The organism is Rhodovastum atsumiense (assembly GCF_937425535.1).
Lineage (GTDB): Bacteria > Pseudomonadota > Alphaproteobacteria > Acetobacterales > Acetobacteraceae > Rhodovastum > Rhodovastum atsumiense.
In genome coordinates this window covers 5133242-5158577 of sequence record NZ_OW485601.1, presented here as the reverse complement: position 1 = coordinate 5158577, position 25336 = coordinate 5133242, and the positions used below count along the sequence as shown (strand labels likewise).

Annotated in this window: 18 protein-coding genes and 1 CRISPR repeat array; of the genes, 16 read left to right on the top strand and 2 right to left on the bottom strand. The window is 68.2% G+C overall.

Annotated features, from left to right (window positions below):
* Window position 1 precedes the first annotated feature (1 nt).
* The 16 genes from NBY65_RS23210 (at window position 2) to NBY65_RS23135 (ending at window position 20767) form a co-directional block, all read left to right on the top strand.
* Complete coding sequence (locus NBY65_RS23210; protein ID WP_150043103.1) at window positions 2–1516, top strand: hypothetical protein; 1515 nt, start codon at window positions 2–4, stop codon at window positions 1514–1516.
* An 818-nt stretch (window positions 1517–2334) separates the two neighbouring features.
* Window positions 2335–4962 (top strand): CRISPR-associated helicase Cas3', encoded by a 2628-nt coding sequence (gene cas3 / locus NBY65_RS23205; protein ID WP_250265732.1) that lies wholly within the window; start codon window positions 2335–2337, stop codon window positions 4960–4962.
* Between the two features lie 190 nt (window positions 4963–5152).
* Window positions 5153–6745 carry a hypothetical protein gene (locus NBY65_RS23200; protein ID WP_150043101.1) on the top strand — a complete coding sequence of 531 codons (1593 nt, stop codon included), beginning with the start codon at window positions 5153–5155 and terminating at the stop codon, window positions 6743–6745.
* Window positions 6742–7341 (top strand): type I-E CRISPR-associated protein Cse2/CasB, encoded by a 600-nt coding sequence (gene casB, locus NBY65_RS23195; protein WP_150043100.1) that lies wholly within the window; start codon window positions 6742–6744, stop codon window positions 7339–7341. The genes NBY65_RS23200 and casB overlap by 4 nt, the downstream gene beginning before the upstream one ends.
* The gene (cas7e, locus tag NBY65_RS23190; protein WP_150043099.1) at window positions 7338–8519 is read left to right on the top strand and encodes a type I-E CRISPR-associated protein Cas7/Cse4/CasC; all 1182 of its coding nucleotides are present in this window, start codon (window positions 7338–7340) and stop codon (window positions 8517–8519) included. The genes casB and cas7e overlap by 4 nt, the downstream gene beginning before the upstream one ends.
* A complete protein-coding gene (cas5e, locus tag NBY65_RS23185) occupies window positions 8519–9256 on the top strand; it encodes a type I-E CRISPR-associated protein Cas5/CasD (RefSeq protein ID WP_150043098.1) in 738 nt (245 codons plus the stop codon). The genes cas7e and cas5e overlap by 1 nt, the downstream gene beginning before the upstream one ends.
* Entirely contained in the window at window positions 9253–10089 is an 837-nt protein-coding gene (locus NBY65_RS23180; RefSeq protein ID WP_150043097.1) for a type I-E CRISPR-associated protein Cas6/Cse3/CasE, read from the top strand. Before cas5e ends, NBY65_RS23180 begins: the two co-directional genes overlap by 4 nt.
* On the top strand, window positions 10083–10967 hold the full coding sequence (gene cas1e, locus NBY65_RS23175; protein ID WP_150043096.1) for a type I-E CRISPR-associated endonuclease Cas1e: 885 nt from the start codon (window positions 10083–10085) through the stop codon (window positions 10965–10967). Before NBY65_RS23180 ends, cas1e begins: the two co-directional genes overlap by 7 nt.
* Window positions 10939–11271, top strand: coding sequence for a type I-E CRISPR-associated endoribonuclease Cas2e (gene cas2e, locus NBY65_RS23170; protein ID WP_150043095.1), 333 nt, complete (start codon window positions 10939–10941; stop codon window positions 11269–11271). The genes cas1e and cas2e overlap by 29 nt, the downstream gene beginning before the upstream one ends.
* Window positions 11272–11297: 26 nt before the next feature.
* A CRISPR array of direct repeats spans window positions 11298–15900; the repeat unit is 29 nt; unit sequence GGCTCCCCCGCCCACGCGGGGATGGACCC.
* A gap of 137 nt (window positions 15901–16037) precedes the next feature.
* Complete coding sequence (locus NBY65_RS23165) at window positions 16038–16664, top strand: hypothetical protein (RefSeq protein WP_150043094.1); 627 nt, start codon at window positions 16038–16040, stop codon at window positions 16662–16664.
* A 24-nt stretch (window positions 16665–16688) separates the two neighbouring features.
* A complete protein-coding gene (locus NBY65_RS23160) occupies window positions 16689–17882 on the top strand; it encodes a site-specific integrase (protein ID WP_150043093.1) in 1194 nt (397 codons plus the stop codon).
* A 74-nt stretch (window positions 17883–17956) separates the two neighbouring features.
* The gene (locus NBY65_RS23155) at window positions 17957–18265 is read left to right on the top strand and encodes a hypothetical protein (protein ID WP_150043092.1); all 309 of its coding nucleotides are present in this window, start codon (window positions 17957–17959) and stop codon (window positions 18263–18265) included.
* A complete protein-coding gene (locus NBY65_RS23150; RefSeq protein WP_150043091.1) occupies window positions 18262–18555 on the top strand; it encodes a hypothetical protein in 294 nt (97 codons plus the stop codon). Before NBY65_RS23155 ends, NBY65_RS23150 begins: the two co-directional genes overlap by 4 nt.
* Before the next feature lie 162 nt (window positions 18556–18717).
* Window positions 18718–19626 (top strand): DUF1186 domain-containing protein, encoded by a 909-nt coding sequence (locus NBY65_RS23145; RefSeq protein ID WP_239002948.1) that lies wholly within the window; start codon window positions 18718–18720, stop codon window positions 19624–19626.
* Between the two features lie 507 nt (window positions 19627–20133).
* Window positions 20134–20367 (top strand): AbrB/MazE/SpoVT family DNA-binding domain-containing protein, encoded by a 234-nt coding sequence (locus NBY65_RS23140; protein ID WP_150043090.1) that lies wholly within the window; start codon window positions 20134–20136, stop codon window positions 20365–20367.
* Window positions 20360–20767, top strand: a complete 408-nt coding sequence (locus NBY65_RS23135) for a type II toxin-antitoxin system VapC family toxin (protein ID WP_150043089.1) — start codon at window positions 20360–20362, stop codon at window positions 20765–20767. The genes NBY65_RS23140 and NBY65_RS23135 overlap by 8 nt, the downstream gene beginning before the upstream one ends.
* Before the next feature lie 264 nt (window positions 20768–21031).
* On the opposite strand, the gene NBY65_RS23130 is transcribed toward NBY65_RS23135, so the two are convergent.
* Together NBY65_RS23130 and NBY65_RS23125 are read right to left on the bottom strand one after the other, a co-directional pair.
* Entirely contained in the window at window positions 21032–21262 is a 231-nt protein-coding gene (locus NBY65_RS23130; RefSeq protein WP_150043088.1) for a ParA family protein, read from the bottom strand.
* A gap of 646 nt (window positions 21263–21908) precedes the next feature.
* Window positions 21909–25322 (bottom strand): PAS domain S-box protein, encoded by a 3414-nt coding sequence (locus tag NBY65_RS23125; protein ID WP_150043087.1) that lies wholly within the window; start codon window positions 25320–25322, stop codon window positions 21909–21911.
* Window positions 25323–25336: the final 14 nt, after the last annotated feature.

Below are 25336 nucleotides of genomic sequence, written 5' to 3'. Positions count from 1 at the left end.
CTTGCTCGACGATGTCATCACCGAGTTGCAGGCCGAAGTGCGCCGACGTCTCTCGCGTCGGTTCGGCAGCGCAGTCACGCTGATGCCGGGTCCAAATCTGTATGCCGCACATTTCGACCGCTTCGTGGCGATACAGGAAGTCTCGTGCAACGATGACGGCAGCCCAAACCGCAACCCGAACATCAAAGGCCATATGTTTGAGGTGCTGGAGAAAACGGCGGTCAACCTTGATAGCGAAATTAATGGCCGAAATACGCGTGCCTTCACCACCGATGAGCTTGCCAAACGCCAACAGGTGGGTGATCTCCCTGCAGGATTGGCATCTTACGCAGTACGCAACCACACCTCAGTCGACAACGTCATAGTCCGAAAAAATCGAGTCATCGAAGCCCAGCAGCTCAAGGTTGTCGACAAAACCGCTGCGCTTCTGGAGGAAAGATATCTTCAGGATAGTGTCAGCCAGATCGTCGTGCCCCACGATCATTATGATCGCCATAAGCAGACGCTAAAGGAAATAGTAGCCCGGGGTGGGCCGAAAGCTGAAAAGGCACGCATTGCCCTCGGCAAGCTCATCCAGGGCCAGCACACCTCTTGGGCCGCCGAGCACCCTGTGACCCAGTCCGTCATGGGCACTGCCGAACATGCTGCCGTGCGTGTCAGCGAAGGAACAGTCAAGAACGCCGTGCTGGACACCGCGGCCTTCGTCGTCAGCGGCGCGATCTGGGAGATGCAGGACGCCTTTCATGGTGCTGGCGGTCCGCCGGCCCTGGCACGCGTGCAGCGCCTCTTTGCGGCCACCTGGGACCGCCTGAATGTGGCGTTGGCGCAGCACTCGCTTGGTGGGCTGGGGCAGTTAGCTTTCGAGGCCAGCACCGCAGTACTCGCCGGCCTCGTGAAAAGCGCCGCCAATCTGCTCAAGACCGTCGGCGCCCTGGCGCAGCAGATTTGGGACGCCATTTGGGGATATTTCACGGGAAGCGTCCCAAGCTTCGGCCGGCTGGTCGCTATTGTCCTCAAAGTGCTCGCGACACTCGGGATTGCCACCCTGAGCGTCGCACTGGAAGCCCAACTGCAGGCGCAGTTCGCAGCCTTACCGTTCGGCATCGGCGACATCCTGGCCGGGCTTCTGGCCGCCGTCCTCGGCGCGGTGGCAGCGGTCGCCGTCAATCAGGGAATCGATGCACTCCTTTATGGGATAGTGACACACTTGGAGGCCGCGCGTGCTGCCAAGCGGCGACGTGAGCAGATCGAGGCCACCTGCCGGGAGGCCCTGCCCCGGCTGATGGCGAATCGGGAAGCGCTCGCCATGCTGATCGAGCAGCACTACCTTGATCGCGAGGCACTGTTCGCCACCGCTTTCACCGATCTGAGCGCTGCACTGCGCACGACTGATAATCCCCAGCTTCTGGCCGCGCTGGAGCAAATCAACGGCGCTTTCGGCGCCAAGCTAAGCTGGAGCAACCAGACGGAGTTCGACCGCGACATGCTTGATCAGGGCGCTCCGTTCAAACTCTGAAGAAGTCATGGGGGGTAGGCGATTTCAGATTCTCCCTCCCGCCCATATATTTCTAAATAAAAACTAAAGGTTCTTTGCCCGCATTTCACCCGGGATCGCTACGTGCCGCACGTGCGGGAGCGCCTGCGAAGCGCCGCCAACTACGAGGCCTACCTGCGCCTCCGCATCCTGCCCGCGCTCGGCCGCAAGCGCGCAGACGGGCAAACGCGCGGCCCCACATTCACCTGTTCGCGCGAGCGTGCGGGCCGGTGTGGAGTTTGGCCCTGGATACGCCGAGGTCACACGGGGGCCGGACGGATCTTCCCTGGGAGCGATGAGCAAGCGTGCCACGCCGGTCCCGGTCTCATCTTGCCGACGCTCATCCTGGTTTTGTCGTCGTGCCGGACGCCGACAAACCCGTTCCACGGCGTGCTTGCGCCGGTTGGTGTCATTTCCAGGTTGGGGACATAGTAGGTGGCGATGACACCATGCCCCTGTGCCGGTCGGCAGGTGCGCGCCGCGACCTGATCACCGGCACCCGCCACTGCGAGGCATCGCGTCGCTGTCTCCTGCGCCCCGCGCCAGCGGCGGAACACACGGCAACACCGACCGCAGCGGCGCTGCCGGCTCGACATCTCCGCCAAGACGCTGGAGCGTCGAAGCCGCCAGGACGTCTGGCGTGTCCTTTGGGGGGGCCTCTCGCTCAAGGTCATGCGCTACCACGCTGACTACATCAACGGTTCCACCACCGGCCGCGTCATCCCTGTCGGCAAAACCGAACCGAATCCGAACCGATATCCACTTGCCAACCCTCGAGCGAGTTGTTTTGAATCGTGCACATGGTCCTCCTTGAGCATCCGGCAGATGCCGTCGCCAAGACCCTCGGTTCTGCCCCCGAGATCATGCTGCTCTCCTTGAACGCGCATGCTGCCGACGTGGCGGCCGTCACCGAGGCTCTGCTTTCCTTGCCCACAATCTCGATGCGGCTTGGGCATCTGGCGGGCTTTGGTGGGCCCATATCGCCTTCCCTGATTGCCCGACTGTGCGTCCTGGTCGCATTGCATGACGCAGGGAAAGTGAATGTTGGTTTCCGTAACCGCATTCGCTCTCTGCCCGGCCCGACCGCGGGGCATGTTCGTCCAATCATGGACCTATTGTTCCACCCTCTCTCGCGCGGCAGCGAGCAACAGCGGCGCGGAATACGCACCGCACTGATCACGGCGCTGCGGCTCAACGATGTCGTGAACTGGTTTCCTGACCCGGACCAGGCGCTCTGCGCGGTCCTCGCGCATCACGGTGCGCTTCCTGCCACTGGCGAGGCCGACCTTACCCTCTGGGAACCCCTTGGCACTTATGATCCGATCACGGCCGCGCGCCGCCTCGGTGATGCGCTGCCGCTCTGGTTTCCGCACGCTTTCGGGCCTGATTCGCCGACGATCCTGCCGCCGCGTTTCCTGCACGCATTCGCGGGGATTGTGACCTGGGCTGATTGGTTGGGCTCGGATAGCACGGTTTTCGGCCCTGCCGGCGATCCCTGGTGCGAAGACGGTGGCACCTCGCGACTCGACTGGGCACGTGCTCAGGCGCGGGCGCTGCTGGAGCGCCGGTTTATCATGCCGGCCCCACGGCAGAAGGCGGCACAGGCACCCGACCTCGCTTCGTTCGCCCGCCTGCTGCCGGGTTTCACGCCGCACTGGGCTCAGCAGCAGATCCTTTCGGCGCCTTTGCCCGAGCCTGGCGAAGTGCGCGTCCTGGAGGCGGAAACGGGCTCCGGCAAGACCGAGGCCGCGCTCATCCACTTCCTGCGGTTGCTGGCGGCGCGCGCGGTGGACGGGTTGTTTTTTGCCCTGCCTACACGGGCCTCCGCGGTGGCGATGCAGCAGCGGGTCACGAAGAAGCTGCGCGACTGGCTCGGAGCGGCGGCCCCCCCGGTCGGTCTGGCCGTGCCCGGGTATCTTCGTGTCGACGACCGGGACGGGCAGGCCCAAGTCGACTGGTCGGTCCTGTGGCCGGACGATCCCGCCGATACGAGGCACGATCGCGGCTGGGCGGTAGAAACGCCGAAACGCTATCTCACCGGCGCGGTCATGGTCGGCACGATCGACCAACTCCTTCTCGGTGGGATGCGGGTGCGGCACGCGCCGCTGCGCTCGGGCCCCATGCTGCGGCAATTGCTGGTGATCGACGAGGTGCATGCCTCGGACGCCTACATGTCAACGCTCTTGCTCAACGTCCTCGATCAGCATCGGGCGGCAGGCGGCCATACCTTCCTGATGTCAGCCACGCTTGGCGCCGCCGCACGCCATCGTTTGCTTCACAATACCCTCCGTGATCCGCCCACCCTCGCGACCGCGCGCGAGGTGCCTTATCCGGCGCTGTTGGGCTCCCAGGGCCTGATCTGCGGCGCGCCGCCACCGGACGAAGCCGCCGGCAAGGCCGTGACGGTCATGCTCGACGCCGATGCCAGCCCCGGGCATGCGGCCGCCCTTGCGGCCGATGCCGCCAGCCGGGGCGCCCGCGTGCTCGTCATCCGCAATCTGGTCAGGCTGGCGCAGGCGACACAGAGCGCCCTGGAAACCCTGGTTCCCAGCGACTGCCTGTTCAGTCCCAACGGTCGGCCCGCACCGCATCACGCCCGCTTCGCGGTGGAGGACAGGTTTCTGCTCGACGCCGAACTCGAAGCCAGGTTCGGCAGAGATGCGCAGAGTGGCGGCATCATCGCCGTCTCGACCCAGACGGCGGAGCAGTCCCTCGACATCGATGCGGATCTGCTGATCACCGACCTTTGCCCGTGCGACGTGCTGTTGCAGCGCTTCGGGCGGTTGCACCGGCATCGCCGTCCCGACCGCCCGGCGGGTTTTGCGACACCGTGCGCGATTGTTCTGGCACCACCGATCGAGGCGATCGCGCCATCGCCGAATGGTACGGCAAGCCATGCCCCTCTGGGGTTTGGGAAGGTCTATCCTGATCTCTCCATCCTCGCCGCGACCCGGCTGGCGCTGGTAGCCAATCCGATCTGGCGAATCCCCCACATGAATCGCGACCTGGTCGAGCGCACCACCCATCCGGAAGCGCTCAAAACATTGGCGCTCCAGCTGGGCCCAGCCTGGGTCCGCCATGTGAACGAAATCAACACTGGCGCCCAAATAGCCCAGATCACCCACGCGAAGGCGGCCTGGCTTGCATGGAAGAAAGCCCTTGCACCGCTACCCGAACTCGATGCCGCCCTGGCCACCCGGCTCGGGCTCGGCCGGCGGGTCGCGCGGTTTGAGACGCCCCAACCGGGGCCATTCGGCACGACGATCCAAACCCTGCCGGTGCCGGCCTGGATGGTCGAGGGGATCGCCCCGGCCGCCGATCCCGCCCCGGAGGCGATCCGTCCCGAGCCCGATAAGCTTCACTTCCGGTTCGCCGGGCGGGAATTCGTCTATGATCGCCTTGGCTTACGTCTGGCCGAGGCCGCTTGACGCTCCCCCGCCCGCTGCGGGGATGGACCGCTAGTCGGTCTACCAACGGTAGCGGCGCCTGAGCTCCCCCGCACCAGCGGGGAAGACCTACTAGGTTCAGCTCGTTTCGCTTGCACGACGAGAGACCCCGGACTACTCTTTGCTGGTCGTCACGGAAGCACCCCCGTGACGACCAGCAGGAGAGGGTCTCATGCCTGCCCATAATCTCCGCGTCGATGCGTGCTTCCCCGTCACCCTCCCCCACGGCGAGACAAAGCTGGGCCTGGGAGCGATCTTGGCGGCTATCGGGCGTAACGAGATCATCGGCTTCCCGGGTCTCGGCGCGCACCAGCGGCAAGGTTGGTTTCATTTTCTGAGCCAGATTGCGGCACTCTGCCTGCTTGCAGGCCCGTCCGAAGAGTGGCCCCCCGATCAGGCTTCGTGGAACGCCATGCTTCTCGACCTCGCCGGTGGCGACCTTGCCGGGGAGGCCGCCTGGACGCTGGTCGTCGAGGATCCAGCCCTGCCCGCCTTCCTGCAGCCGCCGGTGTCAGCCGACGAGTTGGCCGGGTTCAAGGCCGTCGGCACCGAGCCCGACCAGATCGACATCCTGGTCACCGCCAAGAACCATGACATCAAACAGGCGCGCATCGCCCACCCCGCCCCGCATGACTGGGCCTACGCGCTGATCAATGCACAAACGATGTCCGGATACAGCGGCAAACGCAAATACGGCATCGCCCGCATGAACGGTGGCTTCGGCAGCCGCGTGCTGGTCGAGCGGATCGCCGACATGCGTTGGGGGACCCGGGTCCGCCGCGCCGCCGAGGTGATGGTCACAGGTTTCGACAATCTCCTCGACGAGGCCGCCCCACTGTTCAACCCGAATGGCCACGGGTTGCTCTGGCTGATGCCCTGGAACGGCGCATCGTCACTGTCACTTGCGGAGGTTCATCCCTACTGCGTCGAGATCTGCCGTCGCTATCGCCTGGTGCCGAGCGCTCGCGGTCCATTGCTGCTGTTTCAGACGACCGATGGGGCACGCCTTGCCGCCAAGGACCAATATGGCAGACTCCATGATCCCTTCGTGCCGATCAACGAGGCGGTTCCCCCCGCAGCACTCACCGTCGGCGCCAATGGTTTCGACTATCGCCTCCTTGCCCGCATTCTGCTGGACTGGAAGCCTGCCAAGGGCACCGGCCTGAGTACTCCAACCGCGCTGCTGCCGCTTCCGGGCGAGGGCGACGGCCCCGGCCTCGTTCACTGCAGCGTCCTGGTCCGGGGCGAAGGCGGCACCGATGGCCTGCACGACCGCGTCGTGCGATGCAGTGGACAGGTGCGGCGTGCCTTCGGCAACGCGGAAACCCGGCTCGCGGTCGGCGAAATTGCCCGGGCGATGATCGATCGGATCAACCAGGTAGCTGAGACGCTCCGGCGCGCCCTGCGCGCGTTCGTTCAAGGCGGGCCTGAGAAGCTGGATTTCACCGACGACCGCGTCCGCCCCTTCCTGATCGCCTTCGACCGGACCGTCGATACGCGCTTTTTCGAGTGGCTCGACGCATGGGCCGCACCCGAGAATGAGGCCGCGCGGGAAGCCGGCCGCACCGGCTTCGAGGCGGCGCTCTACGACATAGCTCGACAAACCTTTGACACCGCAATCGCGGCCCTGCCCTGTCCCGCCAATCGCCGCGAGCGCGGCGAGGCCCGCGCCTTCGCCATCCTCCAGAACCGAAAGGATGGGCTTCACGTGCTGCTGTCACGGGCCCGCGCGCCAACCACACCGGAGCCGGAGGTCGCCGCATGAGCGCTCCATCCCCCACATCCTCCCCCACGGCACCACGCCCCGACGAGGTCATCATGGCCGGCGTGCACGCGTTCCAGGAACGGGCCGGCCTGTTCGATCGTGGCGCGATCGCCATGTTGCGACGGATGAGCCCGCGGCAGGGACCGTGGCCCGGCGTGTTCTGGAGTTTCATCACCCGTCCCGACTTCGCTGGCTGGACAGAAGGACGTGGCGCCGAAAACGCATGGGCGGTCCTGCTCGCCGGGATGGCCGAAATGGCCCCGCTCATCCACGAGCGTGGCACCGGATTGGGGACCGCGCTGCGCGGCCCGCGGGAAGGCGGCGGCTACAGCGAGCCGCGCCTGCTGCGCCTGTTGCGCGCCGACCGGCCAGATGCGTTCGCCTACGAGTTTGCGGCGGCGACCCGCTGGTGCGCCAGCCATCGCCGTCCTTTCGACTGGGTGCAGACCGCCCCGCTGGTGTTCGGTCGCATGGCCGGTCGCCTGGATGCCGACAACGCCGCTCGCAGGATCGCCCGCGATTATTTCCGCCCCTTCGGCAAAGGCGGCTCTGAACCCGACACCGCAACTGATCTCCCGGAAGGCATCGCACCGTGACCTCGCGTTTCCTGCAGATCCACACACTGACCACCTACGCCGCATCCCTGCTCAACCGCGACGATGTCGGCGCAGCCAAACGCCTGCCCTTCGGGGGTAGCATGCGCACGCGCATCTCGTCGCAATGTCTCAAGCGACACTGGCGCAAGGCCGCCGGCGCCTGGTCATTGGAAGCACTCGGAGTGCCGATGACGGTTCGCTCCCGCCGCATCTTCCCCGAAAGAATCGCCGCCCCCCTGCTGGCTGAAGGTCACGCCGTCCCCCCTGTGATCGCCGTGGTACAGGCGCTGATGGACGTGGTGTTGCAGAAAAACGAAAAAGGCGACGCTGCGGCCGATAAGCCCTCCCGTAAGAAGGTCGGGACGGTGACGACGGAAGATGCGCTCAAGACTCTGGAAACCGGGCAGGTCATCGTTCTCGGCCAGCCAGAGATAGATTTCCTGCTCGCCGCTGCCCGCGCGATCCTGGCCGAGGGCACCGCCGACCCGAAAGCCGCCGCCATGGCCTACGTGAAGCAGAACCGTGCCAATCTGGAAGCACTGCGCACCGCGGCGGGCCTTGACGGCGCGCTGTTCGGGCGCATGGTCACTTCCGACATCTTTGCCCGCGGTGACGCTGCCATCCACGTCGCCCACGCCTTTACCGTCCATGCCGCCGAGAGTGAGCCTGACTATTTCACTGCGGTTGATGACCTGGTGCAGGCGGCAGGCGAAACCGGCAGCGGCCTGATTTCCACCACCGAACTGACCAGCGGCCTGTTCTACGGCTATGTCGTCATCGACCTCCCCAAGCTGATCGAAAACCTCAGCGATGACGCCAGCCTCGCCGGCCAAGTCACCGAGCGCCTGCTGCATCTGATCGCCTCGGTCTCGCCTGGCGCCAAGCTCGGCTCGACCGCGCCATACGCCTACGCCGAAGCGGTGCTGGTGGAAGCCGGCGCGCGTCAGCCGCGCACCCTCGCCAACGCCTTCCGGCAGGCGCTGCCGGAAGCCGCAAGCCTCGGTGAGACGGCGCTGGATCGGCTCGGCGAGTATTTGCGGCGGTTCGACACCATGTACGGCCCTGACGAGGATCGGCGCGTTGCTGCGCTCACAATGCCGGCGGCGTTTCCGGCCGAGCCGATGCCCCTGGCGCCACTCGCCACCTGGGCGGGTGGAATCGTCGCCGGCACCCCGTGATGGAAGTGCTCCTGCTGCGACTGGAGGCGCCACTGATGGCGTTCGGTGGGCCGCAGATCGACGCCCACGGCGGCACTCGCGACCTGCCCGGCCTGTCGCTGCTCATCGGACTTTTCGGTAATGCCCTTGGTTGGACGCACGCGGACAGCACGCGCCTGCAGCGGTTGCAGGCGCGGCTGGCCATCGCCGGCGCGCTGGTCCGCGCCGGCGAGGTCGTCACCGACTATCAGACCGTCGATCTCGGCCAGCCATGGATGGTCAACACCGGCTGGACCACCCGTGGCCAGCGTGAAGAGCGTGGCAAGGGCGAGGCCACTCGCGGCACCCATATCCGGCTGCGCCAGTATCTGGCCGACGCGGCGGTGCTGGTGGCGGCCCGACTCGATCCAGACGACGAGGCGCCCACCCTCGCCGATCTCGCCGCCGCGCTCGCCAAGCCCGCCCGACCTCTGTTCATCGGCCGCAAGCCCTGCCTGCCCTCGACACCGATCGTACGCGGGATGGTCACAGCACCGACCCTACGAGCGGCGGTGCTCGCCGCCGTTGCCGAGGAGTCTGACGCCGAAGCCCTGGTCACGGTTGAGTGGCCGGCCTGGGAAGGCTGGCCGGGAGCCGATCCTCTGGCTCGCGAGCCAGAGCGCGTGGTGGACCAGCGGGACTGGGCGAACCAGTTCCACAGCGGCGAGCGGACGGTGTTTCGTGCCCGCCTGCCGGCACGTCAGGATGACGGCTTATGAATGCCCCTTCGTTCCCTGTCGACCCGCTGCACGTGCTTTACCTGCCGGTCCAAAGCCGCGCGCTGGCGGCCTTCGCACACGCGCAACGGCTCGGCGGCCGCCGTGAGAGCGCCGAGCCAGATCCGGGCTATGTGCTGCACGCACTGTTGGCCGCTCTGTTCGGCGATCTCGCCCCCCGGCCTTTCACGGTGCAACGCGCCGACTGCGCAGCTACCCTGCCCCTCTTGCCGTTGCTTGCCTACACGTGCCGTCCCGTGCCGGACTTGATGGCGCGGGCAATGGACGCGAGCGAGTTGGCGCGTGACTGCATCGCCTGGTCACAGGTAAGCGCCAAACCGATGCCCACGCGCTTTCCGCGCGGGCAGCGGCTCGGCTTCTCGGTGACGGTCTGCCCGGTGCGACGGCTCGGGCGTGGGGCGGATCTGCGGGCGCCGGGCAGCGAAGTCGATGCCTACTTGCTGGCGCTTGACGCGGCCGGACGTACTGCGGAATCCCCACGCCCCTGCCTCGGCGACCCGCGTCCAGAAGTGGACCGTGCAACGGTCTATCAGGACTGGTTGCGCGAACAGATGGAGCAGAACGGCACCGTGCGGGTGCTGCAGACACGGGTGTGCGCAGTCCGGCGGACTCTGCTGTTCCGGCGTGGATTGGCGACACCGGAAATGTCGGAACGCCCGGTTCATCGGATCGCGCGGCCGGTTGCTGAAATGGCTGGAACGTTGGAAGTTGCCGACCCGGAGGGGTTCGCGAAGCTGATCGCTCGTGGGGTCGGCCGCCACCGTGCGTTTGGCTTCGGCATGCTGTTGCTGCACCCCCCCGAGCGACGATGCTGAAGGGGCGCCTTGGACTTGAGACTGCGCGGGTTCCCCATGCAGACCGTCATGGGCTGATCTGGCTCGCGCGCGGCAATCTTTTTGTGGAAGACGGCACCCTGCGCTTTCGCACGGCCGGCGGTGGGGACCTGGATGCCGGGGACTATGCCATTCCCTACCAGATGCTGTCGTTGATCGTGCTCGGGCCCGGCTCGACGGTCTCGCACGATGCGCTTCGGCTGATGGCCCGACATGGCACTGGCCTCGTCGCTTCAGGCGACGATGGTGTGCGTGCCTACACGGCAATGCCGCTCGGGCCGGATGACAGCCGTCTCGCGCGACGCCAGGCGCGCGTTTGGGCAGATGCCGATGGAGCCCGCATCGCCATCGCGCGACGCCTCTACGCATGGCGGCTCGGTGAGATCCTGCCGCACCGCGACCTCGATGTGCTGAGAGGCATCGAGGGAGCGCGGATGAAGGAGACGTATCGCCTCCAGGCGGAGAAGTTCAATATTCCCTGGCACGGCCGCCGCTATGATCGCGCCAATCCCTCAGCGGCAGACTTGCCGAACCAAGCGATCAATCACGCGGCAACAGCGGTGGAAGCAGCGGCGTTCATCGCCGTGGCGGCGACCGCGACGCTGGCACCGCTTGGTTTCATCCACGAGGATTCGGCGAACGCCTTTGTCCTCGACATCGCCGACTTGTTCCGTGACAGCGTCACGCTGCCGCTCGCCTTTGGCGTTGCGCGCAAAGCGCTGCGCGATCCGAACACCAATCTCGAACGAGAACTTCGTGGCGTCGCCGGACGAATGTTCCGTGACGAACAGGTCATCCCACGCATGATCGATCGGATTAAGGAACTATTCGATGCCGATGACGCTGATCGTAACGCGTGATGTACCGGATCGATTCAGAGGTTTCTTGGCATCGGTCATGCTCGAGATCGCCCCCGGCGTATACACGTCGCCAACGATGACCAACGGCGTTCGGGATCGGGTATGGCACGTACTGAGCGACTGGCACAGTGAGATGCGACAGGGCAGTGCGGTGATGACATGGCGCGACCCAAAAGCGCCCGGTCGGCAGGGTTTGCTGAGTCTGGGGCTTCCGCCGCGGGACCTGCGAGACTATCAAGGCCTTCTACTCGCAAAACGCGAAAATGCCCCACCCAACGACAACCTTGGCTCATTGACAAAGTAAATAATGTCTGTAGCTTAGCGTAGAGAGGCTCCCCCGCCCACGCGGGGATGGACCCGATGCGCTTTGCCGAAGCGGCGTGGCGGTTTCGGCTCCCCCGCCCACGCGGGGATGGACCTGACCCAGGTTATCCCGGTGTCGTTGCTGGAATGGCTCCCCCGCCCACGCGGGGATGGACCGTTGCTCTGCGGGACCGTGAGTTCCGCCAGCATGGCTCCCCCGCCCACGCGGGGATGGACCTGATGGACGCGGCACCAGTCATCGACCTGGCCGGGCTCCCCCGCCCACGCGGGGATGGACCCGCGGCGATGACCTGTCGCGCCGTCTGCGGCAGGGCTCCCCCGCCCACGCGGGGATGGACCCGCAGCCGGGCCCGCGCCATGGAACACCGGACCGGCTCCCCCGCCCACGCGGGGATGGACCCCGCAGCCGCCCGCCGTGCGCACGCCGCAGCGGGGCTCCCCCGCCCACGCGGGGATGGACCCACGTCGGTGATACCGGTGTCGATCGCGAGAGAGGCTCCCCCGCCCACGCGGGGATGGACCCTTGTATCAGGCAAATTCGTTGCCGCCATTGTCGGCTCCCCCGCCCACGCGGGGATGGACCCCGCAGGGGCGTCAGCAGCCCGCTGAATGTGCAGGCTCCCCCGCCCACGCGGGGATGGACCCCTTGTAGGTGCCCGCCTGCGCGCCAGCCAGGAGGCTCCCCCGCCCACGCGGGGATGGACCTGCTCGTGGCTTCGTCATGGCCGGGCCGGTGCGGGCTCCCCCGCCCACGCGGGGATGGACCCGTCCTCACGCCGTCTGCATGGTCCGCGCTCGCGGCTCCCCCGCCCACGCGGGGATGGACCCGAGCAAAGAGCGCGGGGTTGATCTCGCAGCCAGGCTCCCCCGCCCACGCGGGGATGGACCCCACGACGAAGGGTTGTTCGTCGTGGCTCCGCAGGCTCCCCCGCCCACGCGGGGATGGACCCTCGACGCCGGGCACGCAGACCACGCGCACCGCGGCTCCCCCGCCCACGCGGGGATGGACCCGATCTGCGACATCCAGAAGCGCCGCTCTTGGGGCTCCCCCGCCCACGCGGGGATGGACCCTTCCCCAGAGCGTCACTGGCTCCAGAGAAAGCGGCTCCCCCGCCCACGCGGGGATGGACCCCGATCTCCTGACTGGAGGGACCATGAAAGCCCGGCTCCCCCGCCCACGCGGGGATGGACCCCGCCCCAGTGACTGCGGCAACAGGCGCCCTGCGGCTCCCCCGCCCACGCGGGGATGGACCTGGACTTGCCGACCTGGATTTCGAGCGACCGCGGGCTCCCCCGCCCACGCGGGGATGGACCTCAGCCCTTCTGACGTGTCAGATGTCCTGACGGGGCTCCCCCGCCCACGCGGGGATGGACCCTGGATTTCCACAGCACCGCCGCCGCCGTCCTGGGCTCCCCCGCCCACGCGGGGATGGACCCTGGACAGAAATTGACTGCTGCAGAGGTGGCTGGGCTCCCCCGCCCACGCGGGGATGGACCCGGCAGCGACACCACGTCCACCGCGCTGCCCACGGCTCCCCCGCCCACGCGGGGATGGACCCGGAGCGTCCGCTTCCAGCCGCGCCAGGTGCTGGGCTCCCCCGCCCACGCGGGGATGGACCCTGGACCAGGCGCGCTCCGCCGTGCAGCAGGCGGGCTCCCCCGCCCACGCGGGGATGGACCCCGGTCTGGGTCCGCGAATCCATCCTCGGCATGGGCTCCCCCGCCCACGCGGGGATGGACCGCACCAGACCGCCGAAGGCGACACCGAGCCGCCGGCTCCCCCGCCCACGCGGGGATGGACCCGCATCGGACAGCAGGTTGATGGATCGTGCCGTGGCTCCCCCGCCCACGCGGGGATGGACCCGGATCGAAGCCCATTCCCAACTTGGGCAAATAGGCTCCCCCGCCCACGCGGGGATGGACCCCAGGCACTCCGCGAACGCCTGCACGCGGCCGAGGCTCCCCCGCCCACGCGGGGATGGACCCCCGCTGCTTGACGACCGGCGTCACACTAAGGAGGCTCCCCCGCCCACGCGGGGATGGACCTTACCAAATATCCGCCACGCTTCATCAACAACAGGCTCCCCCGCCCACGCGGGGATGGACCCGAGCAGTCGCGCCGCTATGTGGACGCGGCTCCGGCTCCCCCGCCCACGCGGGGATGGACCTGTCTGCCCCTACCTGGGGCGAGAGATACCCGGGGCTCCCCCGCCCACGCGGGGATGGACCCGTCGCGTGGCGTGGAGTTGGACAGGCGGAGGCGGCTCCCCCGCCCACGCGGGGATGGACCTTGACTCTCATAGGTGAGGGGGTCGGTTGTTGCGGCTCCCCCGCCCACGCGGGGATGGACCTCAGCCGCATCACCCGCCAGCACTGGCACAGCGGGCTCCCCCGCCCACGCGGGGATGGACCCTCGATCAGGATCTCCATGCCCTCGCGGACATTGGCTCCCCCGCCCACGCGGGGATGGACCCGCACCAGGCGCCCCGACTCCCGAGCGCGCAGCGGCTCCCCCGCCCACGCGGGGATGGACCCCATGTCGTTTCACCGCGCGCATAAACGTATTAGGCTCCCCCGCCCACGCGGGGATGGACCCCGATATCGTTTCCCTGCTGCCCGGATGCGCCGGGCTCCCCCGCCCACGCGGGGATGGACCCAACACCGAGGTCGAGTACCGCTCCCTCGACGAGGCTCCCCCGCCCACGCGGGGATGGACCCCCTCCGCTTGCATGATTGTCGGGGCCGCCTGGGGCTCCCCCGCCCACGCGGGGATGGACCTGCCTTTAAACTAGGCTGCCCCTTCGGAATCACGGCTCCCCCGCCCACGCGGGGATGGACCCAGATCGCAGTGCCCGGACAGCCGGAAGCGGCGGGCTCCCCCGCCCACGCGGGGATGGACCCAGCTCACGGAAGTGATCCGTCACACCGCGCAAGGCTCCCCCGCCCACGCGGGGATGGACCCCTGTCAATAGATCGCGCGGAGCCACGCGCAAGGGCTCCCCCGCCCACGCGGGGATGGACCCGCCTCATGGCGATGGTGGAGGATGATACCGGCGGCTCCCCCGCCCACGCGGGGATGGACCCCGCCTCCCCCGCTGACCTCGGCAGAGATCATCGGCTCCCCCGCCCACGCGGGGATGGACCCATGAATGCACAGCTCGCCACAGAATGGGCAGCGGCTCCCCCGCCCACGCGGGGATGGACCCTGGTGGACGAGGACGAGGGGCAGGCGCGCGGGGGCTCCCCCGCCCACGCGGGGATGGACCCGTTATAAGGGTTATAAGGTCAGCCCATTACAGGGCTCCCCCGCCCACGCGGGGATGGACCCACTGCATATGGCGTCGGCTCGATTTTCTACTCGGCTCCCCCGCCCACGCGGGGATGGACCGTTCTTCGGTATCTCGCCGGCATCCGCCGCAACGGCTCCCCCGCCCACGCGGGGATGGACCCGTGGGCAACGTATCCATCGTGCGCGGAGCGTGGGCTCCCCCGCCCACGCGGGGATGGACCCGACGAGCGGCGCCGCGCTGGCGCTGACCGGCGGGCTCCCCCGCCCACGCGGGGATGGACCTGCATGCGAGACTTTCGTTTCCGCGTGCATGAAGGCTCCCCCGCCCACGCGGGGATGGACCCGCGCCCACAGCGCATCGAGGGCGGCGGTCATGGGCTCCCCCGCCCACGCGGGGATGGACCCCGTGTTGGGATCGATATCAGTAGGCATCACGAGGCTCCCCCGCCCACGCGGGGATGGACCCCGTCAGGCCCTATCGGACTATCAGCGTGGTTCGGCTCCCCCGCCCACGCGGGGATGGACCCCGGGTTACCGGTGGAAAACTGGACCCAACCGCGGCTCCCCCGCCCACGCGGGGATGGACCCAAATCGTTCGGCGGCGGCGGATATAATGTCTGGGCTCCCCCGCCCACGCGGGGATGGACCCAGGACGGCGGCGGCGGTGCTGTGGAAATCCAGGGCTCCCCCGCCCACGCGGGGATGGACCCCCATACAAGTCCATTCCAGACGAGACGATGCAGGCTCCCCCGCCCACGCGGGGATGGACCCACGGCATCCACCCTCTATCGCGAGGACACGGGGGCTCCCCCGCCCACGCAGGGATGGACCGTTGCATCTCCCGTGCTGCAAAGTTCCGGACGCGGCTCCCCCGCCCACGCGGGGATGGACCTGACCCGCTTTACGAGGATGGGCAGGCGGAGGGGGCTCCCCCGCCCACGCGGGGATGGACCCGATCCAGCCATCCCGGCAGGGTGTGGGTCAGAGGCTCCCCCGCCCACGCGGGGATGGACCCTATGACGATTGCGGATGGACTTGCGGGCGATCGGCTCCCCCGCCCACGCGGGGATGGACCTTGTCGGGAGTGCAGTCGGTCTCGGGACCGGTGGGCTCCCCCGCCCACGCGGGGATGGACCCGGTCATGCTTGCGGTCCCCTCAAGGTCCACAAGGCTCCCCCGCCCACGCGGGGATGGACCCAGCATCACGCCGGCGACGAGCAGGGCGACGATGGCTCCCCCGCTCACGCGGGGATGGACCTGCACGGTTGCCAGCTTGTTCGGCGCGGTCGTCGGCTCCCCCGCCCACGCGGGAACGGGCCATCGCTGCTGACCACATCCACTCTCTGGTCGAAATCATTACCAATTTCGCCCGCATGTCATTGGCGAGCCCGCTGGATCGTCCGGTGCTGGCCGGCCCGCCGCGCCGTCTCGCGGCGTTCCCGACATGCGAGACTTCCATGCCCGAGATCCCCCCGAAGGACATCATTGCCACCCGCCAGGACCACGTCGGCCGCTTCGCCGTGTTCCACCAACCCGGCCCCAACATCGTCGCTCCGCTCCCCTGGCAGGCCATCGCGCTCGACATCGGCAACGACGACACCATCACCATCCAGGTTCGCCTCGACGAGCGCCACGAGCCCGGCGCACCCGCCTGGACCGCCCGCGACCTCCTCCGCGTCGCCCTTGGCCGCCAGCTGACCGAGGGCGACCGCAGCGGTGATGCCCTGGCTCGAACCAGCGCTTCTCACCTCGCCTCCGCCCTGGTCGCGCTGCAGCGCCGCCTCGGCCTGCCGCCGGCGCCCTCGATCGCGGTCGCGCCCGGACCGCACCGCTCGGTCTACGCCTGGACCGTCGCCACGCTGCCCGGCGTCGGCTCGCTACAGCTGTGCCCCGGCTTCCGCGGCGACGGCGAGGGCGTCACCCCCGAGCTGCTGCTGCACGTGCTCGACCAGCTCCTGGCCGACGCCGCCAACGGCATCCGCTCCGACCTCCACCTGCGCGAGGCGGCACAGCGCGTCGGGGACGCACTCGCGGCGGAGGTCGCCCGCATGCGCGCCGTGTGCGGACCGGCGCAGCCGCACTGACGCGACGCATGGAACGCCAACGCCATGCCCCGCCTCACCACCGCCCTACTCCGCGGCCTCCCGCCCCTGCCCAAGGGCACCGCCAAGCAGCGCATCTTCGACGACGCCCTCCACGGCTTCATCGCCGAGCGCCGCCGGTCGGTGACCACCTTCTATCTTCGCTACGCCGACGCGCGCGGCCGCGCCCGCGAGGTCAAGCTCGGACGCCTCGGCGACGTCACCGCCGAGCAGGCCCGGCGAAGAGCCGAGCAGATCAAGGCCTCGGTCAGCCTGGGCGCCGACCCGGTCGCCGAGCGGGCGAAGCTGCGCGCCGTCCCCACCCTGGCCGACTTCACCCGGGATCGCTACGTGCCGCACGTGCGGGAGCGCCTGCGCAGCGCCGCCAACTACGAGGCCTACCTGCGCCTCCGCATCCTGCCCGCGCTCGGCCGCAAACGCCTCGACGAGATCACCCCGCACGACGTCGCCGCCCTGCGCCGCGCGCTGATCGCCGAAGGGCTCTCGGCCTCCAGCGTCAATCGTCACCTCGCCACGCTGCGCTCGATGCTGAACCTGGCGCTGCGGTGGGGCCTGTTCGACGGACGCAACGCCGCGGCCTCGCCCGGCATGCTCCCCGAGCAGCACCGCGACCGCTATCTCACCGCCGAGCAGACCCAGGCGCTCATGCACGCGCTTGACGGCGAGCCGTGCCGGAGCGCCGCAGCCGCGCTCGCCCTGCTGGTGGTCACCGGCGCGCGCAAGCGGGAGGTGCTGAGGGCGACGTGGGACAACGTCGACCTCGACCGGCTCCTGCTCACCGTGCCGCGCTCGAAGAGCGGGCGGACGCGGCACGTCCCGCTCTCGCCGGTGGCGGTGCGGATCCTGCAGGCGCAGTGGCTCCGGCGGATTGACGGCTGTGCCTACGTCTTTCCGAGCGACCGCCGGGAGGGCCGGCCTCTGGAGAACCTGCGCGGCGCGTGGCAGCGGGCGAAGAGGCTGGCCGGGCTACCCGACGAGCTGCGCATCCACGACCTGCGCCACTCGTTCGCCTCGGCGCTGGCCAACGCCGGCACACCGCTGAACGAGATCGGGACCGTGCTCGGGCACACGCAGCTCTCGACCACGACCCGCTACGCCCACCACGCGCCGCAGCGCCTCGTGGAAACAGCCGCCACGGCCGCGCGCGCCTGGAACCTTCTGCCAGAATCCGACGACGACGGCGGCGACAAGCGCGACTGAGCGTTCGCGCGAGTTTTCATTCAGCTGAATGCACGAACGCGCAAACGCGCGTTCGTGCATCTGCAAGGACACTCATGATCATCGTCTGGATGAGCGCCGGCGCTGCAGTCCTCATGGCTGCCGCCGCGCTTCTTCTCGCCTTCATCGGCCACCGGCACCACACGTCGCGCTTCCAGGTCATCTTCATCTGCGTGCTGGGCGCCGTGTGCAGCGGCGCCCTCGCCATCGGATGCTCGGTCGGCCTGCGCATCACCGCCAGGCACGACGCCTTCATGCAGGCCTGTCCGCAGGACCACCCGCGCCATGAGTGCATCGCGCTCTGGCGAGCCGACAGTGTCGGCCTTGTGATCGTCACATCGCCGTCGAGGAAAGATCCTGGATGACCCAGTACCTTCTGATCGCCGCCCTGGTGACCTGCGCCTGTGGCGTCCCCGCCGCAGCCATGCGGGTCGTTCTGCGGCGCCGCTCGGTCGGCGCTGCCGCGCTTGGCTGCACCCTCTCCGCGGTGGCGTTCGTCGGCCTCGGCATCACTGCCATCGGCATCCCGCGCCACCACGCGGCGTTCGAGGACTTCATCACGGATTGCAGGCAGCACCATAAAGCCTACGAATGCTCCATCCTCTGGCGCGCCGGCGGGACCGTCCTGTTCATGCCGACCGCCACCGCGAAGTAGCGCGGCGGGAGACAAATCACGCCGGGATGGGCATATGCCCATCCCAGCACACGTTCTGATTTCTTGCTGTGTGGACGCAGCCTCGTTCCCCACTCTGGCGCCCCCGGATGCCGTGTGCTGCACTGCGCTTCACCGTGGAAACACCCCTGGCCGAATGCGAACATGACCGAAGCAGTGCTGACCGACGACGCCATCCTGGAGGCATTTGCGACGGCCGAGAACGCGCTGCCTCGCGAGGCGCTGAGGCAGGCAGCCGAGCGCTGGCCCGGGATCGCCCCTGCCCTGCTCGCGCCGCTGGAAGCAGCCGCCGCCGGCACCGACCGTTCTGACCGCAACGCCGACATCGTGTTCTACGCCGTCTACCTGATGGCGCAGGCCCGCGACACCCGCGCCTTCCGCCCGCTGTGCGCGCTCGGTGCCGACCCGGAGTTGCTGGACCGGATCCTCGGTGACGGCATCACCATGGATCTGCCGGCCATCCTCGCCCGCGTCTTCGACGGCGACCCGGCCCCGTTGCATGCGCTGGTCCGGAACAACGAGGCGGACGAGTACGCGCGCGACGCCGCTCTGGAAGCACTGGCGTGGCTCACCGCCACCGGGCGGATCGACCGCGACGAGACAGCCGCCTTCCTGCGCGACCTGTTCACTACCCTGCCGCCGCAAAAGGCTGAAGCCGTCTGGGTCGGCTGGCAGCAGGCAATCGCCGCCCTCGCCCTGGAGGGGCTGGTGCCGCTGGTCGAGCAGGCCTTCGCGCGCAACCTGATCGACCCGTCCTTCCTCGCGCTGAGTGATTTCCGGGAGGATCTGCGCAAGGCTCAGCAGCCGGGCGCGCCGGCGGATGCGATCCTGTCGCGCATGAAGGACCTGAGCAGTCTTGACGATGCGGTGGAGCACCTGTCGCGCTGGGACAGCTTCCAGCCGAAGCCGGCGCGCGAGGAACGGTGGACCCCGGACCTGCTGCCGCCCACGGAGCCGGTGCGCAACCCGCTGCGCGATGTTGGACGCAACGATCCCTGCCCGTGTGGCAGCGGCAAGAAGTTCAAGAAGTGCTGCCTTGGGAGGCTTGGATAGCGGCGCGGCGTCCCCCATCGCATTTGACGCGATTTTCTCGCCCAACAAGCGACTTTTGCGTTCGCCCGGTGCCGCCGGCAGCCAAACGGGGGAATAACGGGGGGCGCAAAAAAGCCCTCCCGGCAGACTGCCTTGGAGGGCTCAAAAAATCCAAATCTTTCAGAGATTTACTGGCGCGCCCGAGAGGATTCGAACCCCTAACCCCCAGATCCGTAGTTCGCGGAACGCTATCATAACGAAAGGGCGGATAGCACCCTTTCGATCCGTTTCAGGTACTTTGCTGCCGATCGTTCCCTCCAACCCGCCCTCGATTCCCCCCGTTCGTCCCCATGCGCTCCCCATGCCCCCGGGGGAAAGGCGGGGGAAGCTTGGTGGACAGTACCACGCGCAGCCCCACTCATCTCGCATGGCTTCCCGGCTGAGCGCCGATCGGCAGATCAGAACTGGCAAAGTGCATTGGGGGTACGTAGTATTACCTCGCCTTACAAGGTATTACCGGAGGCTGCCATGCCCACCACGGTCACCCGCAAGGGCCAGGTCACCATTCCCAAACCCGTCCGGGACAGGCTCGGGATCGGGCCAGGCAGCGCTGTTGCTTTCGAGTTGGCGCCCGACGGTCAGGTCGTGCTGGTCAAGGCTGGGGCCGACCGACCGCCGAGCCGCTTCGCCCGCCTGCGGGGTGCGGCCGGCGTGGGCATGAGCACCGACGAGATCATGGCGCTGACGCGCGGCGATGGCTGACGGCACGCTGATCGACACCAACGTCCTGCTCGACCTCGTCACCGACGATCCGACCTGGGTGGAGTGGGCACTCCAGCAGCTGGATGCCGCGGCCCTGCGCGGGAAGCTGCTGATCAACGATATTATCTATGCCGAGCTCTCGGTCCGCTTCGGGCGAATCGAGGATCTTGAGGCCCTGGTGGAGCAGGCCGGCCTGATCGTGACGCCGATGCCGCGGCCGGCCCTGTTCCTGGCTGCAAAGGTGTTCCAGCGCTACCGTGCCACCGGCGACACGCGCACTGGCGTGCTGCCGGACTTCTTCATCGGTGCCCACGCGGCGGTAACCGGACTGCCTCTGCTGACACGCGACGTGCAGCGTTTCCGCACGTACTATCCGAGCGTCACGCTGATCACGCCTTAAACCGCGGCACGAGCGACCTACGTCTCGTGCCAGCATCGCTAAAAGCCCGCGGGCGATAGCGCTCTACGCAATGCCGCCATCTCGATAAAGCATTTCTCTAGGATTTTCATCCTAGCACAAAAGTCCCCTGCGTGAGAGGTCTCCGCCTCTGCGGCCAAGCCCGCCTGCCTTTCCCCGGCACTCGCTGCGGAGTGAGGTGATGTGGTGGATGGCCCTTCCTTCCCGCCTGAGTTGTGGGAAGCTGCGGCAGTCGAAGGGACCACATCACCTCACTCCGCAGCGAGTAGGCGCGAGCGGACGGCCAGTCAGATCGATCAGGGTAGGCTGCGGGAGAGCGCGGGCGTTCCAGCACTGGGCCAGCGATCCTTGTGGATCGAGATCAGCCAGGGCAACCTTGATGCCGGGACGGTACAGGGTGGCGGCGGTGGCCAGCGCGGCAGCCAGCGTCGTCTTACCGACACCGCCCTTGGCGGCGGCGAGCGCGATCGTCTTCACGGAAATTCTCCTGAACGGGTGAGCGTGCGGACCGGTGTGAAGTTTGGCCCTGGATGTGCCGAGGCCACACGGGGGCACCGGGCGGGATGCGGGCGGTCACCCGGCACTGTGGGTGTGGGCTGAGCGGCTCTTCCCTGGGAGCGGTGAGCAAGCGCGCCACGCCGGCCCCGATCGCATCTGCCGACGCTCATCGTGGCTCTGTCGTAGTGCCCGACGCCGGCAAATCCGTTCCACGCAGCGCTTCCGCCGGTTGGTGTCATTTCCAGGTTGGGGATAGAGAAGGTGGCGATGACACCATGCCCCTGTGCCGGTCAGGAGGTGCGCGCCGCGACCTGATCATCGGCACCAGCCGCTGCGAGGCATCGCGTCGCTGTCTCCTGCGCCCCGCGCCGACGGATCACACAGCCCTGCCACCTCCACGCCACGTCTCCGCAACGAGGTGGTGCTGCAGCTCGGTGTCTCCGTCAAAGCTCTGGAGCCCTGATGGCGAAATTTGAGGCACCACGTGAACGAATTGTCCCCGGCACCTCACGGTGCCGGGTTCTCTCGATCGCACTTGCGACGCCCGAAAAGAGGGGAATTCGGTCTAATCACCGCTCGCTCATGGTCGTGTCATCCGGCAGACCCACCGCGATGCACCCCGGCATCATCGCATGCGGCCTTCGCTCGCTGCCAGCAAGGCCTGGATCCGGGCGACCAGTTCATCGGTATTGATAGGCTTGCGCAGCAGCGAGAACGCAGCCGCGCCGGTGTCGCCCAGCGCCCGCGCGGTGCTTTCACCGGCATAGCCGGTCAACAGCACCGCAGGCAGGCCGGGACGGCGGTGCTGTGTCTCCCTGATGACGGCGATCCCGTCCATGCCCGGCATCGACAGATCGGTGACAAGGGCATCCACGGCTTCGCCCGCGTCGAGCAAGGCAAGCGCCTCCTTCCCGTTCCCGGCGACCAGCACGCCGAATCCCGAATCCTCCAGTTGAGCCGCCAGCACTTCGCGCAGAAGGTCCTCGTCGTCGACCACCAGCAGCCTGGCGGCGGCATTGCCGGCCGGGTGGAGCGCCACATCCGCCGCACCATCAGGCGCCGCCGTGCCGACCGGTGCCGGATCGGCCTCGGGCAGCCACAGCGTCACCCGCGTACCCTCGCCTGGCATGCTGGTGATGCGGAACGCCCCGCCGGACTGCTCCGCGAAACCCTTGACCATCGGCAGGCCGAGCCCGGTGCCGACGCCGAGCGGCTTGGTGGTGTAGAACGGCTCGAGCGCATGGGCGAGCGTGGCGGCGTCCATGCCCATGCCGGTATCGGCGACGGTCAGCCGCACGTAGCGGCCCGGGGCGAGCCCGGCCATGTGCTTGGGCCCGTCCGGCGGCATCGCCTCCGACGCGGCGGCGAACAGCAGCCGGCCGCCGCGCGGCATCGCATCGCGCGCGTTGGTCGCGAGATTCACCAGGGCGGTCTCGAGCTGCCCCTTGTCGGCGAAGCACGGCGGCACGCGGGCCTGCACGTCCGTGACGATCTCGATACTGGTGCCGAGGGTATGGGCGAGGATATCGCGCAGGCCGTCGAGCAGCGCGGGAACCTCCAGCCGTTCCGCCCGCAGGTCGCCGCGGCGGCCGAAGGCGAGCATGCGGCGGGTGACCGAGGCGCCGCGTTCGGCAGCCTCGATGACCAGACCGGCGAAGCGACGCACGCTGGCCCGGTCGTCCGGCCGCCGCTCGATCAGCGCCGCCGCGCCCGAAACCGTCTGCAGCACGTTGTTGAAGTCGTGCGCGATACCACCGGCGAGTTGGCCGAGCGCCTGGATGCGCTCGGCATGCGCGGCGCGCGCCTGCGCCGCCTCCCGCGCGGCGACCTCCGCGCGCACGCGCTCCTCCAGGGTCACGTTGGCTTCCGCGAGGATGCGTTCGGCCCGCTTTCGGTCCGACACGTCGAAGGCCGCCACGACGGAAGCAATGATCGCGTCGTCGGCATCGCGCACCGGCGCGGCGTAGATCTCCAGATCCATCAGGCGGCCATCGGTGCGGCGGTAGAGCATCGGCTCGGCCATGATCGTCTCGCCCTGCTGCAACGCCCTCCAGCTGGGATATTCCGCCGGCGCATAGGGGCGGCCGTCGGCGTGCTCGGCCCCATGCCGCGCCAGTCCCGGATTGGCCTGCAGTGCCGCATCCGCCGCGCCGAACACGACATCCGAGTAGCGGCTGCGCATGGCCACGGTGCCATCCGGACGCTCCCGAATGGCGACGGCCGCCGGGATCTGTTCCAGAACCGCGCGCAGGCGCGCCTCGCTCACCTGCAGGGCCGCTTCCATGCGCTTGCGCCCGGAAATGTCCTCGATTACAGAAATGAAACGGTCCGGCTCGCCCCCGGACGCACGCAGCAGGGACACGGTGAGATTCACCCAGACGACGTCGCCGTCCTTGCGGAGGTAGCGCTTTTCCATGGCGTAGGTCGTGATGTTCCCCGCCAGCAGTGCGTCAACCTGCGCGAGGTCTGCATCAAGGTCATCGGGATGGGTGATGTCCTGGAACGTGCGCGCGAGCAACTCATCCCGGGCGTAGCCGGTGATGGCACAAAGCCTGTCGTTGACGCGCAGCCAGGCACCGTCGGGGCCGACATGGGCCATGCCCACCGCGGCCTGCTCGAAGGTGGCGCGGAAGCTCTGCTCGCTCGCCTGCAGGGCGGCGGCGGTGCGGCGCTCCTCGGTCACGTCGCGGAAGAACACCGTGATCCCCTCCGACGATGGATACACCCAGGCATCGAAGTGCTTGTCAAACGTGGCTGAGTAGCCTTCCGCATGCGCCGGTAGCCCAGTATCCATCGCCTTGCGGCAGGCATCCCCGAACGGGCTCTCAACCAGACGGGGCAGCACGTCCCAGAAGACCTGACCCAACAGTTCCTGTTCGCGCGCGATCTGTGCCAGTGCATGCCCGTTGAGGAAAGTGACGCGCCCGGCGCGATCGAGCACCATCACGCTGTCGGTGGTGCTTTCCAGCGCCGTGCGCAAGGCGCGCTCACGATCCTCGTGCGCCTGTGCCATCCGGTCGAACGCCGCCGCGAGCCGGCCGAACTCGCCGGCTTGCGCGGCGAGCCCGCTGCGGGCCGGAAGATCACCGGCCCGCCAGCGCTCGGCGACGGTCAGCAGTTGTTCGACCGGGCGGTGGATCAGGCGCAGGCCGAGCAGGGCCGTCAGCACCAGGGCCAGGCCGCCGCCGGCGAAGATCAGCCAAAACCCGGTGCGGTTGGCCCGCATCAGGGTGGCGAAGGTCACCTCCGGATCCAGCCCGACTGCCACCACCCAGCCCTTCGGCTCGGCGTCGACCGGCGAATACGCCACGATGAAAGGGCGACCATCAGGGCGCGTCATGGTCGTGACCGCGTTCTTGCTGCCGGCGATGATGAAGCGCTCCTCGGCGGGCACGGGCCTGCCGACGAACCGCCCTCCGTCCGGGTAGCGCGCCAGCACGGTGCCGTCGCGGTCCACGATCGTCGCCACGGCGCCCGGCGGCAGGTCGTGACCCTCGAATTGCCGCTCCAGCCAGGCAAGGTCCAACGCGACGACGACCACGCCGCCGATCGTCCCGTCCTGGAGCCTGAACGGCTTGGTCATATGAATGGACGGCTTCCCGGACGTGTCGTCGATCGCGTAATCGCCGATGACGAAGCCGCCGGTCTGCAGGGCGCGGCGGAAATAGGCCCGATCCGACAGGTCCGCGCCGGAATCGAGTGCACCCGGCGCACATCGCATGTGCCCGTCCGGACCGATGACGGCGGCGGAGAGATAGCGCCGCGACTGCTGCAGCAGATTGGAGAGCAGGCGGTGGCAGATGTCGGGAAGGTTCTCGCGCAGGGCGGGCGCAGCGTTGAGGGTGTTCAGCACCTCCTCCGCGCTCTCCGCGATGCGCCCCTGGGCGGCGGCGAACAGGCTCATCAGCCGCAGCGCCTCATCCTGCACGAGTTGCCGGCGGATCTGTCGCGTCTCGCTTTCCGTGTACACCTGGAAGCCCAGGACCGGAATCAAGGCGACGGAAACGATCAACAGCAACCGGACCAGAAGGCTTCGCACTATCAACCTCGTTC

What these genes read in the sequence shown, in the direction of transcription:
- NBY65_RS23150 (WP_150043091.1), top strand. Translation starts at nt 18,262, where the DNA reads ATGACCCAGTACCTTCTGATCGCCGCCCTGGTGACCTGCGCCTGTGGC.
- cas2e (WP_150043095.1), top strand. Translation starts at nt 10,939, where the DNA reads ATGCCGATGACGCTGATCGTAACGCGTGATGTACCGGATCGATTCAGA.
- casB (WP_150043100.1), top strand. Translation starts at nt 6,742, where the DNA reads ATGAGCGCTCCATCCCCCACATCCTCCCCCACGGCACCACGCCCCGAC.
- NBY65_RS23155 (WP_150043092.1), top strand. Translation starts at nt 17,957, where the DNA reads ATGATCATCGTCTGGATGAGCGCCGGCGCTGCAGTCCTCATGGCTGCC.
- NBY65_RS23200 (WP_150043101.1), top strand. Translation starts at nt 5,153, where the DNA reads ATGCCTGCCCATAATCTCCGCGTCGATGCGTGCTTCCCCGTCACCCTC.
- cas1e (WP_150043096.1), top strand. Translation starts at nt 10,083, where the DNA reads ATGCTGAAGGGGCGCCTTGGACTTGAGACTGCGCGGGTTCCCCATGCA.
- NBY65_RS23135 (WP_150043089.1), top strand. Translation starts at nt 20,360, where the DNA reads ATGGCTGACGGCACGCTGATCGACACCAACGTCCTGCTCGACCTCGTC.
- NBY65_RS23140 (WP_150043090.1), top strand. Translation starts at nt 20,134, where the DNA reads ATGCCCACCACGGTCACCCGCAAGGGCCAGGTCACCATTCCCAAACCC.
- NBY65_RS23145 (WP_239002948.1), top strand. Translation starts at nt 18,718, where the DNA reads ATGACCGAAGCAGTGCTGACCGACGACGCCATCCTGGAGGCATTTGCG.
- NBY65_RS23160 (WP_150043093.1), top strand. Translation starts at nt 16,689, where the DNA reads ATGCCCCGCCTCACCACCGCCCTACTCCGCGGCCTCCCGCCCCTGCCC.
- NBY65_RS23165 (WP_150043094.1), top strand. Translation starts at nt 16,038, where the DNA reads ATGCCCGAGATCCCCCCGAAGGACATCATTGCCACCCGCCAGGACCAC.
- cas3 (WP_250265732.1), top strand. Translation starts at nt 2,335, where the DNA reads ATGGTCCTCCTTGAGCATCCGGCAGATGCCGTCGCCAAGACCCTCGGT.
- NBY65_RS23180 (WP_150043097.1), top strand. Translation starts at nt 9,253, where the DNA reads ATGAATGCCCCTTCGTTCCCTGTCGACCCGCTGCACGTGCTTTACCTG.
- cas5e (WP_150043098.1), top strand. Translation starts at nt 8,519, where the DNA reads ATGGAAGTGCTCCTGCTGCGACTGGAGGCGCCACTGATGGCGTTCGGT.